The organism is Kribbella endophytica, from assembly GCF_054781295.1.
This window is the reverse complement of record NZ_BAAGUR010000003.1, coordinates 1-12,036: the sequence shown is the minus strand read 5'-3', so window position 1 is coordinate 12,036 and position 12,036 is coordinate 1. Positions and strand designations below refer to the sequence as shown.

The 12,036-nt window shown below is 69.8% G+C and carries 11 protein-coding genes; 6 read left to right on the top strand and 5 right to left on the bottom strand.

Translation table 11 applies throughout. The features are described from left to right. Positions 1 to 222 precede the first annotated feature (222 nt). Positions 223 to 1,803, top strand: coding sequence for an ABC-F family ATP-binding cassette domain-containing protein (locus tag ACYVIO_RS26360; protein WP_460653582.1), 1,581 nt, complete (start codon positions 223 to 225; stop codon positions 1,801 to 1,803). Positions 1,804 to 1,973: 170 nt separating this feature from the next. Here ACYVIO_RS26360 and ACYVIO_RS26355 read toward each other — a convergent pair whose 3' ends face one another. Further along, positions 1,974 to 2,675, bottom strand: a complete 702-nt coding sequence (locus ACYVIO_RS26355; protein WP_460653581.1) for an 8-oxoguanine DNA glycosylase OGG fold protein — start codon at positions 2,673 to 2,675, stop codon at positions 1,974 to 1,976. Positions 2,676 to 3,041: 366 nt separating this feature from the next. Here ACYVIO_RS26355 and ACYVIO_RS26350 point away from each other — a divergent pair, with 366 nt between their 5' ends. Then, complete coding sequence (locus ACYVIO_RS26350; RefSeq protein ID WP_460653580.1) at positions 3,042 to 4,037, top strand: neutral zinc metallopeptidase; 996 nt, start codon at positions 3,042 to 3,044, stop codon at positions 4,035 to 4,037. A gap of 38 nt (positions 4,038 to 4,075) precedes the next feature. Here the strand turns inward: ACYVIO_RS26350 and ACYVIO_RS26345 are convergent, their stop codons facing one another. Genes ACYVIO_RS26345 through ACYVIO_RS26335 form a run of 3 tightly spaced genes read right to left on the bottom strand, consistent with a single transcriptional unit; the run spans position 4,076 to position 7,158 of the window. Then, entirely contained in the window at positions 4,076 to 5,041 is a 966-nt protein-coding gene (locus ACYVIO_RS26345; RefSeq protein WP_460653579.1) for an aldo/keto reductase, read from the bottom strand. A gap of 51 nt (positions 5,042 to 5,092) precedes the next feature. Then, the gene (locus ACYVIO_RS26340) at positions 5,093 to 5,845 is read right to left on the bottom strand and encodes an SDR family NAD(P)-dependent oxidoreductase (RefSeq protein ID WP_460653578.1); all 753 of its coding nucleotides are present in this window, start codon (positions 5,843 to 5,845) and stop codon (positions 5,093 to 5,095) included. Continuing rightward, positions 5,842 to 7,158 carry an L-fuconate dehydratase gene (locus ACYVIO_RS26335; RefSeq protein ID WP_460653577.1) on the bottom strand — a complete coding sequence of 439 codons (1,317 nt, stop codon included), beginning with the start codon at positions 7,156 to 7,158 and terminating at the stop codon, positions 5,842 to 5,844. Before ACYVIO_RS26335 ends, ACYVIO_RS26340 begins: the two co-directional genes overlap by 4 nt. 201 nt (positions 7,159 to 7,359) lie before the next feature. Here ACYVIO_RS26335 and folP point away from each other — a divergent pair, with 201 nt between their 5' ends. From folP to ACYVIO_RS26320, 3 genes are read left to right on the top strand one after another with little or no spacing between them, the layout of a single operon-like run. After that, positions 7,360 to 8,172 (top strand): dihydropteroate synthase, encoded by an 813-nt coding sequence (folP, locus tag ACYVIO_RS26330; RefSeq protein ID WP_460654624.1) that lies wholly within the window; start codon positions 7,360 to 7,362, stop codon positions 8,170 to 8,172. Then, positions 8,172 to 8,900, top strand: a complete 729-nt coding sequence (locus ACYVIO_RS26325) for a pyrimidine reductase family protein (RefSeq protein ID WP_460653576.1) — start codon at positions 8,172 to 8,174, stop codon at positions 8,898 to 8,900. The genes folP and ACYVIO_RS26325 overlap by 1 nt, the downstream gene beginning before the upstream one ends. Before the next feature lie 10 nt (positions 8,901 to 8,910). Then, complete coding sequence (locus ACYVIO_RS26320) at positions 8,911 to 9,576, top strand: class III extradiol dioxygenase subunit B-like domain-containing protein (protein WP_460653575.1); 666 nt, start codon at positions 8,911 to 8,913, stop codon at positions 9,574 to 9,576. On the opposite strand, the gene ACYVIO_RS26315 is transcribed toward ACYVIO_RS26320, so the two are convergent. Then, positions 9,552 to 10,880 (bottom strand): MFS transporter, encoded by a 1,329-nt coding sequence (locus ACYVIO_RS26315; protein ID WP_460653574.1) that lies wholly within the window; start codon positions 10,878 to 10,880, stop codon positions 9,552 to 9,554. The two genes, ACYVIO_RS26320 and ACYVIO_RS26315, sit on opposite strands and share 25 nt — an antisense overlap. A 124-nt stretch (positions 10,881 to 11,004) precedes the next feature. On the opposite strand from ACYVIO_RS26315, the gene ACYVIO_RS26310 reads away from it, so the two are divergent. Continuing rightward, positions 11,005 to 11,940: a LysR family transcriptional regulator gene (locus tag ACYVIO_RS26310; protein WP_460653573.1), complete on the top strand. Its 936-nt coding sequence runs from the start codon at positions 11,005 to 11,007 to the stop codon at positions 11,938 to 11,940. Positions 11,941 to 12,036 lie beyond the last annotated feature (96 nt).

Below are 12,036 nucleotides of genomic sequence, written 5' to 3'. Positions count from 1 at the left end.
GCCCTGCCTCGGCCCCTCGGCCCGGCCCCTCGGCCCCAGCAGCCCGCCCCCGGCTCCTCCGCCTTTAAGTCGTTGCCGGGGTGGCGTGTGCGTCGCTAGCCTGGTGACGTCCTTGTTGTCCATGTCAGGGGTGCGGGTTGAACTACTGAGGTCTCTCTTCAGCAGCGGTTGATCGCCACCGGTCGGTGGGCGGTCTCGTTCGAGATCTCGGAGTACACCCTGATGACTGTCTCTTTGACGTGCAACGACCTCTTTTTCGCCTGGCCCGACGGTGACGTGCTGTTCGACGGCCTGTCCTTCGCCGCCGGACCGGCGCGCTCGGGACTCGTCGGCCGCAACGGCGCCGGCAAGTCGACGCTGCTGCGGCTGATCGCCGGACGGCTGACACCGCAGCGCGGCGCGATCCGCGTCAGCGGCGAGCTCGCCTACCTGCCCCAGGACCTCACCCTCGACACCTCCCTACGCGTCGACGCGGCCCTCGGCATCGCCGACGTCCGTACGGCGATCAGCGCGATCGAGTCCGGCGACGCGACCGAGGCGAACTTCGCCCGCGTCGGCGACGACTGGGACGTCGAGGAACGCGCCGAGGCGCTGCTCGGCAAGCTCGGCCTCGGCGCGATCACCCTCGACCGGTCGGTCGGCGAACTGTCCGGCGGCGAGACGATCCTGCTCGGCCTGGCCGCCGAACTCATCCGCCGCCCCGACGTCCTGCTGCTCGACGAACCCACCAACAACCTCGACCTGCGCGCCCGCAGACACCTGTACGACGCGGTGGAGGCGTTCCGCGGCGCGCTGCTCGTGGTCAGCCACGACCGCGAGCTGCTCGACCGCGTCGACCAGATCGGCGAGCTGCGCAAGGGCGACCTGACCTGGTACGGCGGCAACCTCACGGCGTACGAGGAAGCCGTCGCCGTCGAGCAGGACGCGGCCGAACGGATGATGCGCGTGGCCGAGTCCGACGTGAAGCGACAGAAGCGCGAACTGATCGAGGCGCGGACGAAGATCGAACGCCGCCAGGCGGGTGGCCGACGCGCCTTCGAAGGCGGCAGCGTCTCGAAGATGGCCGCGGGCGCGATGAAACGCTCGTCGCAGGTCTCCGCCGGCAAGCATCTCGGCATGCACAGCGAACGCCTCGAGGCGGCGCAGGACGCGCTGGCCGAGGCCGAGGAGAAGATCCACGACGACGACCACATCCGGGTGGATCTGCCGGCCACCGCGATCCCCAACGGCCGCGTCGCGTTGCGCCTGCAGGACCTGGAGCTCCGCACCGGCGTGATCGCGAACCTGGAGATCCGAGGCCCCGAACGCATCGCCCTCACCGGCCCGAACGGTGCCGGCAAGTCCACCCTGCTCCACGCGATCACCGGCCAGGGCCTGCCCCTGGTCCCCGCGCGCCTCCTACCCCAACGCCTCGACCTGCTGACCGATCACCTCTCCATCGCCGAGAACCTCGCGATCCTTGCCCCCGGCACCGACAACAACGACCGCCGGGCCCGCCTCGCCCGCTTCCTCTTCCGAGGCCGCTCCGCCGACCAGCCCGTCAGCACCCTCTCCGGCGGAGAACGCTTCCGAGCCACCCTCGCGGCCCTCCTCCTGGCCGAGCCCCCACCCCAACTGCTCATGCTCGACGAGCCCACCAACAACCTGGACCTCGCCAGCATCACCCAACTCCGAACAGCCCTGGCGTCCTACCAAGGCGCCCTCCTGATAGCCAGCCACGACCTCCCCTTCCTGAGAGACCTAGGCATCACCCGCTGGCTCTCCATGGAAGGCAACCACCTCCAAGAGATCGACCCCCTCTAACCATGCGCAGAGCCGGCAGCCTCCGCTGCATCCGCAAAGACCCCGCCCTCCAACCACCCCGTGAGAGGACGAGAACCTCACCCGACCACCACCGCGGCACCTCGTGGCCGGTGGTCGCCCACCCGCCCGACCCCCGCTACTCCCACCGAGGCAACCGCTGACCATGAGAGCTAGGGGAGTGGGTCCCCGTTGTGCCTGAACAGGACCCACTCCAGCTCACTCGCCGTCAGATCGAACTCGGCTGACCACGCGTGCATCGCCTCGACGTACGCGCGATATCTCCAGGCCCGCGACTTCACCCCCGCGAGGGTCTCGGTGCTGACATCGAGCGTGTCGTTGAGTGTCCTGAACACCCTTCGGTCAAGGATCAGCGGCTGCCAGTCGCGCTCCTCGACGTAGCCGGCGAAGGTGAACCACTTGGTGAAGAACGCACGCCCAACTCGGTGCAGCCGCCACGCGTCGTAGATCTCCACCAGGTCGGTCGAGTCCGCGGCGTCTCGGAGGGCTCTCGCCGTCCTGCTGAGCATCTTGTGAGCTTTGGCAGGATCGGCGAGTGCCAGCCGGGTGTTGTAGATCGTCCGACTGCCCGTGCCACCGCCCCAAGCCATCACCAGCACGAAGGTCTGGAGGACGCTGAGCTCGTCCTCCAGATCCATCCCCTCGCACGCCAGCAGCAGGTGGTGTCGGTCCACCGTTCGTCTGCCGCGGTCTGTTGGCTCGGTGTGCTCGCCGTGGAGAACGCTCAAGTAGCTGTTCGTGCCGTCTGACCAGTCCTTCGCCCACGAAGTGGGCGAGTACGTGACGGGGCGTTGCTCGCGCTTCTCGTATTGCTTGACCAACGGTTCGAGCCCCGGCGGGAGATCTGTTGTCATCCGTGGAACCTATGCCGACTGGCGCCACCTGTCTGTAGGCCAGCCAGGCACCCTGGCCCTCTGTCCTTCTACGCTTTGGGGACCGGTTACTGGGGCCGGGTTACGGGTGGAGGAGCCGCGTTGTCTGGTCAGCAGTGGGGGCCTCCTGGGCAGTACCCGCCGAACCAAGGGCAGCAGGGGCCGTACAACCAGGGGCCACCGCCTCAGGGGCAGTATCCGCCGCAGCAATACCCGCCTCAGGGGCCGCCGGCTGGGCAGTATCAGCAGGGTGGGCAGAACTACGGGCCGCCGCAGCAGGGGAGCTATGGGCCTCCGCCTGGGCAGTACGCGGGGCCGCAGCAGGGGCCCGGGTTCGGCTGGGGGCCGATGCCTACGCCGCCGAAGAAGCGGCGGGGCGCCGGGATCGTGGTGCTGGCTGTGGTGGGTGGGCTGGCAGTGCTGGGGGCTGTGGTCCTCGGTGTCGGGTTCACGCTCGCGGGGAAGGCTGACGACTCCTCGGCAACGCCGCCCGCGGCTCAGCCGACGTACGAGCCGACCATCGAGGACAGCCCGACGGTGCCCGAGGCAACTACTGAGGCGCCGACGACTCGACCGACGACCCAGCCGACGACGACGAAGCCCTCGCCCAAGCCGGCGCCGGTGCTGACGAACTGGCAGGTCGCGTCGGCGAACAAGCTGTACCGGACCGGCGCGCAGCCGTCCGTGGGGTGCCGGGAGTCGAGGGCCGGGCTCGGCAACCAGGCCAACTCCACGGCGTACTACCGCTCGCTCAAGGCCTGCCTGGATCGCGCGTGGCGGCGGCAGGTGGCGGCGGCGGGGCATCAGTTCCGTCCGCCGGGGCTGCTGACGATCGCCACCAACGGCAGCTCGCCCTGCGGTACGGCGATCGACGCGCTGGCGTTCTACTGCCCGACGAACCACACGATGTACATGAAGGCCGACCTGGACATCCAGTACTGGAAGCAGTCGCAGACGTTCAGCCGTGCGGTCGCCTCGCACGCGGCGGCCCACGAGTACGGGCACGCCGTGCAGGAGATGACCGGGATCCTGAGGGCGTCGCGACGGCTGGGCTACAACGCCGCGAGCCCGGCGCTCGAGCTGGAGATGCAGCGGCGCAAGGAGCTGCAGGCGTCCTGCTTCGGCAACCTGTTCCTCGGCGCCAACAAGGCCAGCTACGGCATCCGCGGCGCGCTGCGCACCCAGTGGCTGTACGTCGTCAACAACACCGGCGACCGGTCCGACACCGGCGCCCGCGACCACGGCAGCACCCGCAACCACGGCTTCTGGTCGCGCCGCGCGTTCGACCGCCCGAACCTTGCCCTGTGCAACACCTTCACGGCCCCGACGTCCCAGGTCAGCTGAGCTTCAGTACGCCGTACCGAAGCTCAGCCCGTACGACGTCACGCCGACGTCGGCGCGTCCTCGCGCAGCAGCCCAGCCGACTTCAGATCCGACCAAAAAGCAGCCGGCACCTCGACCCGCGAGAGCGCCGCGTTCGCGTGCACCTCGGCAGCCGACCGGCACCCGACAGCGATCCCCGCGACCGCCGGGTGGAACAGCGGGAACGCCAGCGCGGCCGACGGCAGCGTGATCCCGTGCGCCTCGCACACATCCGCCAGCCGGTTGGCTTTCTCGACCAGCGGCTGAGAAGCCGGCTCGTAGTTGAAGGTCGCGTCCGACGCCGGCCGCGGCTGCGCCATCAGCCCGGAGTTGAAGACGCCGACGGCAAGGACCTGCGTGTCGTTGTCGACGCACGCCGGCAGGATGTCGTCCAGCCCGTCGGGGTCGATCAGCGTGTACCGCCCGGCCAGCATGATCACGTCGACGTCGATCTCGCGTACGAACCGGGTCAGCATCGCGGACTGGTTCATCCCCGACCCGATCGCGCCGATCACGCCCTGCTCGCGCAGCTCGATCAGCGTCGGGAAGGCCGTCGCGACGGCCTCCTCGTAGTGGTCGTCCGGGTCGTGCACGAACACGATGTCGAGCCGATCGGTCCCGATCCGCCGCAGCGAGTCCTCGATGCTGCGCAGTACGCCGTCCCGGCTGAAGTCCCACCGGCGGCGCCGCGTCGACGTCACCGCGAAGCCCTCGCCGTCGGCGGCCGGAGAGTCCTCTTCGTAGATGATCCGGCCGACCTTGCTCGACAGCGTGTACTCGTCCCGCGGCTTGCCCGCGAGCCCGGCGCCGAGGCGTTCCTCGGCCAGCCCGAGCCCGTAGTGCGGCGCCGTGTCGTAGAACCGCCAGCCCTCCTCCCACGCCGCCTCGACCGTCGCGACCGCGTCGGCGTCGGAGATCGGCGTGAACAGCCCGGCCAGGGGAGCGCCACCCAGACCGATCCGCAGGTCGGTGGGGAAGATCTTCACGAGCACGTCACCTTTCCGCCGAAGGACACAGCGAGCAAGACAGTACGCCGCTCAGCTGCGCGCCGCAGGCAGCCGCAGATTCTGCATGCCACCGTCCACAGCCAGCGCCGTACCGGTCGTCGAACCGGACAGCGGGCTCGCCAGATAAACGATCGCGTGCGCAACCTCGTCGGCCGAAACCAGCCGCCCCATCGGCTGCCGAGCCTCCAACGCCGCCCGCTCGGCCTCAGGATCCGAAGCCGAGTCCAGCAGCCGCCCGACCCACGGCGTGTCCGCCGTACCCGGGTTCACGCAGTTCACCCGCACACCCTCACGCACGTGGTCAGCAGCCATCGCCATCGTCAACGCCAGTACGGCGCCCTTGCTGGCGCTGTACACCGCCCGGTTCGGCAGCCCAGCAGTCGCGGCGATCGAGCACGTGTTGACGATCGCGGCCGCCGCCGAACGCCGCAGGTACGGCAGCACCGCCCGCGTCACCCGCGCGATCCCGACCACGTTCACGTCGAGGACCCGGTGCCACTCGTCGTCGTCGTTCACCGTGACGTTGCCCTGAGCACCGATCCCGGCGTTGTTCACCAGGATGTCGATCCCGCCGAGCCGCAGCGCCGCCGAGGCGACCGCGTCCCGTACGGACTGGTCGTCGGTGACGTCGGCCGCGATCCCGGTCAGCGGCGCGGGCACGTCCGGCTTGAGGTCGAAGACCACGACCTCGGCGCCACGCGCGGCCAGCTGGGTGGCGGCGGCCAGGCCGATGCCCGACGCGCCACCGGTCACCACGGCCTTGAGGCCGGCGAAATCCGTCACTTCGACTGCTCCTTCGATTCGGTCCAGACCTTGCCCGCGGGGAACCGGAAGTCGCGCAACGTGCCGGCCTCCATCTCCGCGCTGTACCCGGCCCGCGTCGGCGCGACGTAGTGCCCCGCCTCGATCACCACCGGGTCGAGAAAGTGTTCGTGCAGGTGGTCGACGTACTCGATCACCCGCTGGTCCGTACTACCACTGACCGCGACCAGGTCGAACATCGACAGGTGCTGGACCAGCTCGCACAGCCCGACCCCACCCGCGTGCGGACACACCGGTACGCCGAACTTCGCGGCCAGCAGCAGGATCGCGACGTTCTCGTTCACGCCCGCGACCCGGGCGGAGTCGATCTGCACGAAGTCCAGCGATCCGGCCTGCAGCAGCTGCTTGAACACGACCCGGTTCTGCACGTGCTCACCGGTGGCGACCCGGATCGGCGCGATCCCGCGCGCGATCGCGGCGTGCCCGAGGATGTCGTCGGGGCTGGTCGGCTCCTCGACCCACCACACGTCGTACGGCGCCAGCGCCTGCACCCACGCGATCGCGTCGGCGACGTCCCAGCGCTGGTTGGCGTCGATCGCGATCCGGATGTCCGGGCCGACGGCCTCGCGGGCCAGCCGCATCCGGCGGATGTCGTCGTCGAGGTTCGCGCCGACCTTCAGCTTGATCTGGGTGAACCCGTCGGCCACCGCTTCGCGGCAGAGCCGGACCAGCTTCTCGTCGTCGTACCCGAGCCAGCCGGGCGTCGTCGTGTACGCCGGGTAGCCGCGCTCGCGCAGCTGCTGCTCGCGCTCGGCGCGGCCAGGCTCGGCCTTGCGAAGGATCTCCAGCGCCTCGTCGCGGGTGAGCGCGTCGGTCAGGTAGCGGAAGTCGACCAGGTCGACGATCTGCTCGGGCGTCAGGTCAGCCAGCAGCTTCCAGAGCGGGACGCCGGCGCGCTTGGCGGCCAGGTCCCAGACCGCGTTGACGACCGCGCCGATCGCCATGTGCATGACGCCCTTCTCCGGGCCCAGCCAGCGCAGCTGCGAGTCGTGCACGAGCGACTTCCAGAACCCGCCGAGGTCGTTCAGCGTCGCGTCGACGTCGAGCCCGACGAGGTGGTCGCGCAGCGCCTCGATCGCCGCGGTCTGCACGTCGTTGCCGCGGCCGATCGTGAACGCGAAGCCGTGGCCCTCGAGCCCGTCGCCGGCGTCGGTGCGCACGATCAGGTACGCCGCGGAGTAGTCCGGATCGGTGTTCATCGCGTCGGAGCCGTCCAGGTCCCGCGAGGTGGGGAAGCGGACGTCGTACGTCTCGAACTCGGTGAAGCGCGGCATAGAGGACCCGTTCTTGGTGCGGAGGCGGAACGCAAAAGACTGCTTGTCAGAGATCCTATAGGATATGTGGCTCACTCGTCACGGGTTTCCCCGACGGCCTGGAACGCACCGGTTAGAGTCGGCGTCGTGGCGGACGAGGCGACGGGGGCGGGCGTGCTGCGGCTGGGCCGGCGCGAGTTCGGACCGGGACAGTTCGCGGTGATGGCGATCGTCAACCGGACGCCGGACTCTTTCTACGACCGGGGCGCGACGTACGCGACCGACAAGGCGTACGACGCGATCGCGCAGGCGGTCGCCGACGGCGCTGACCTGGTCGACATCGGTGGCGTCAAGGCCGGGTACGGCGAACCGGTCAGCGAGACCGAGGAGCTGCGCCGGACCGTCGACTTCGTCGCGGGGATCCGTGCTCGCCATCCTGACCTGGTGATCAGCGTCGACACCTACCGCAGCGGCGTCGCACGCCGCGTCGGCGAGGCCGGCGCGGACCTGATCAACGACACCTGGGCCGGCGCCGACCCCGAGATGGCGACCGCCGCGGCCGCGACCGGTGCCGGGCTGGTCTGCAGCCACGTCGGCGGACTGACCCCACGCACCGACCCGCACCGGATGGCGTACGACGACGTGGTCGCCGACGTGATCCGGACGACGACCGCGCTGGCCGACAAGGCGGTCGCGGCCGGCGTACGGCGGGACGCGCTCGTGATCGACCCGACCCACGACTTCGGCAAGAACACGCTGCAGTCGCTCGAGCTGACCCGCCGCCTGGACGAACTGGTCGCGACCGGCTGGCCGGTCCTGGTCGCGGTGTCGAACAAGGACTTCATCGGCGAGACCCTCGAGCTGCCGCCCGGTCAGCGGGGGACCGGTACGGTGGCCGCGCTGAGCGTCTCGGCGTGGCTCGGAGCCCGGGTGTTCCGGGTGCACGACGTACCGGCCGCTCGGCAGGCGCTCGACCTGATCGCCGTACTGCGTGGTGCGAAGCAGCCCGCCGGAACCCGAAGGAGCCTGGCCTGATGCAGCGGTTGTCCGACCTCAGCGAGGCGGAGGTGATCGCGGCGTACCAGGTCGAGGACCGGTCGGTGCCGCACCTGCGCAGCAACTTCGTCACCACCCTGGACGGCGCGGTCGAGATCGACGGCAAGTCGAAGGCGCTGTCCGGCCCGGCCGACCAGGAGATCTTCGGCAAGCTGCGGATGCTCAGCGACGTCGTACTGGTCGGTGCTGGGACTGTGCGGATCGAGGGGTACAGCCCGCTGCGGCTCGGCGCTGCGCGGCGTGAGTGGCGGGTCGAGCACGGTCTGGCGGAGAACCCGACGCTCGCGATCGTGTCGTCGCGGCTAGACCTGGATCCTTCCGCGCCGTTCTTCGTGGAGGCGCCGGTGCGGCCGATCGTCTTCACGCACCCGGCCTCGCCGGCCGACGCGCGCGAGGCGCTGGGCAAGGTCGCCGATGTCGTGGTCTGCGGGCACGCCGGGGTCGACCTGCACGACGTCGTCAACACGCTTGTCGAGCGGGGCCTGCCGCAGATCCTCACCGAGGGCGGGCCGCATCTGCAGGGCGCGTTGACCGAGGCCGATCTGATCAACGAGATGTGCTTGTCGCTGGCGCCGATCCTGGCCGGTCCGGGCTCCGGCCGCATCACCGCCGGCCCGACTGCGACCGGGACGCGCGGGTACGTCCTGCACACAGCGCTGGCCGGCGACGACGGCTACCTCTTCTTCCGCTACCTGCGCGAGGCCTGACGTGCCAGTCGTGAGCGCGGCCGTCTGCCCGCACCCGCCATTGCTCGTGCCTGAGGTCGCGAGCGGTGCTGCTTCGGATCTCGACGACCTGCGCGCCTTTTGTCTCACTGCTGTCAATGCGCTGGCGACCGCTGACAGCCTGGTCGTCGTCGGCACCGGCTCTACTGCTGGTCGGTACGACGCTGACGCCGCCGGCAGCTTCTCGCCGTACGGCGCCTCGCTGCAGGTGGGCTCCGGTACGCCGATCTTGCCTTTGTCACTGACCGTTGGCGCCTGGCTGGTCAACCAGTCCAAGGCTGCCGCGTTGCCTCGCACGTATCTGGCTCTGGCCCCGGACGCGCTGGCTGCCGACTGTCTCGCGCTGGGTCGTGAGCTTGCCGAGAGCAACGATCGGCTGGCGCTCCTCGTGATGGGCGACGGCTCGGCCCGCCGGAGCGAGCACTCGCCGGTCCATCTGCATCCGCGCGCCGAGCTGTTCGACAGCACCGTCGCCGCGGCGCTCCACCTGGCGGACACCACGACGCTGGCTGCACTCGATCCGGCTCTCGCCGCCGAGCTTCACGCTGCCGGCCGCGCACCCTGGCAGGTGCTGGCGGCAACGACCGGTCTGACGGGGGAGCTGCTGTACCACGCTGCGCCGTACGGGGTTGGCTACTTCGTTGCCAGCTGGACCTGACGCGCTTTCGGCAGCAGGAGCGGAGTCCCGAGCAGCAGGACGCCGGAGATGGTGATCGCGGTGAGTGGGCTGGTGAGTGTTGCCAGGAATCCCCAGACCACCATCAGGACGGCCTGGGCGAGTTTGCTGCTGACGCTCCACGCGGTGAGGACGCGCGCGGCCTGATCTGACGGTGTGCGCTGTAGGCGTTCGGTGGCGGAGATGGGGTTGAAGATGCCCATGCTCGTGATCAGCAAGGCCTCGACGACGATCACCGTGACGAGTCCAGAGACTCCCGGATGGGTGAAGGCGAGGCCGAGCGGGAAGATCGAGCGCAGCCAGCCGGAGACGGTCAGGACTCGATGGCGCCCGAAGCGGTTCACGAGGCGCGCGGAGAGGCGGGCGCCGACGAAGCCGCCGATGCTGGGGAGTCCGAAGGCGAGCCCGTACTGCCAGGCTGCGAGGTGGTACTCGCCGAGAAGGAGAACCGCCAGGAGTGGTGTGGCGGCCATGATCAGGCCGCTGACAGTGATGCCGTTGAGGTAGAGGCGCCGCAGGTCCGGGTCACGGAGGATGAGGCGCCAGCCGCTGAGGAAGTCCTGGGTCGTCAGACGGCGGCCGGTCGAGAGCCGGACCGCCTGCGGGTCGTCGAAGCCGCTTCGGGTCCCGTCCGCGCGGCGCGAATCCGCCGCACGGGTTCGTGCCGGCGCGGCCCCGGTTGCGCCGTCGCGGCCGCGTTCGACGCCGGTCGGCGGCGCGAGGTCGCGGCCGCGGATGCGGAGGACTGCGAGGGCGGACAGCAAGTAGCTGCAGGCGTCCGCGGCAACGGTGACGACTGGGCCGAGCGCGCCGACGAGTGCTCCGCCGAGCGGCGGACCGAGTGCGGTCGCGGTCCAGCTCGTACCCTCGAACCGTCCGTTCGCGGCGAGCAGTTCGTCCTTGTGGACAAGGTGTTTCAGGTACGCACCGGAGGCTGCGGCGAAGGCGATGTTCGCCGTACCGGAGACGATCGAGACGACGAGCAGCTGGCCGTACGACAGTTCGCCCGCGAGGTAGGCGATTGGGACGCTGGCCATCCCGAGGAAGCGGACCAGGTCCATCGCGACCATCACCGGGCGTTTGGCGCGGTGGTCGATCCACGGCCCGAGCGGGAACGCGACGAGCGCGGCGACCGCGAGGCCGGCGGCCTCCAGGAGCGAGACGGCGATGGCCGACGAGTGCAGTTCCCGTACGGCGAGCAGCGGGAACGCGCCGAACGCGATCCACGTGCCGTACGTGCTGACGGCGTACGCCGTCCAGAGTCTGGTGAAGTCTTTGGTGAGCACGGGATTCCTTTGCGACAACCGAGGTGCGGGGCGTGTGCATCACAGCGGTTGTGCTGTCGCCGGATCAAACAACTGTCACGTCGGCGAGCCACAACGATCGGTTGGGCCTGCCTACGATGAGGCGGTGGATACCGAAGGGGTGCGGTCGTTCGTCCGCGCGGCGGAGCTCGGACAGTTCCAGCACGCCGCGGACGAGCTCGGCGTGACGCAGCAGGCGGTCTCGAAGCGTGTCGCCACGCTGGAACGCGAACTCGGCGTCCAGCTCTTCGCGCGAACCGCGCGCGGCGTCGAACTGACCCTCGACGGGCAGGCGTTCCTGCCGCACGCCCGAGGCATCGTCGCCGGCGTCGAACGCGCTGTCGGTGCGGTCAGGCCGGGTTCGCGCGCGCTGCGCATCGACGTACTGGGCCTGCGCAGCGCGCAAGCCGTCGTATTGCACGACTACTGGCGAGCCCACCCCGAGCTGGACCTGGACGTGGTCACGCTACGAGTAGACGACCCCCGAGTCGCTGCCGCAGCCGTAGCCGCAGGCGAGATCGACGCATCTTTCCGCACGATCATCTCTGGCCTACCCCGGGAGCTCCACATGGTCCGAGCCTTCGACCTACCCCTAGAACTCCTGGTAGGCCCCAAACACCCCCTAGCCGCAGCCCGCTCCCTCACCCCACCCGACCTCCGCGGCCACCGCCTCTGGATCCCAGGCATCGCCCCGCACACCGAGTGGTCCACCTTCTACGACCAGCTAGCCACCGACTTCGACCTCAAAATCGACGCCACCGGCCCCAACTTCGGCACCGAAGTCCTCCTAGACGCCCTGGCCGATTCCGCCGACCTGGCCACCCTCATAGGCACCCGAGACCGCTACCTCTGGCCAACCACCTACGACCTCCGCCGAATCCCGATCCACAACCCCACGATCGCCTACCCCCTGTCGCTGGTCCTCCCCAAAACCAACCCCCACCCAGCCCTGGACGCGATCATCACCCACTGCCAGAGCCTCGCCCCGCTGCAGGAGCCCGCCTGGCGACCGACGTGGGCGAGAATCCCCGGCACCCCCTAAAGCCCCCAGCCGCACCCCATCACCAACGGCCCACCAGCAGCACCTACCCCCCATCACCAACGGCCCACCAGCAGCACCTACCCACCCACCCCCACC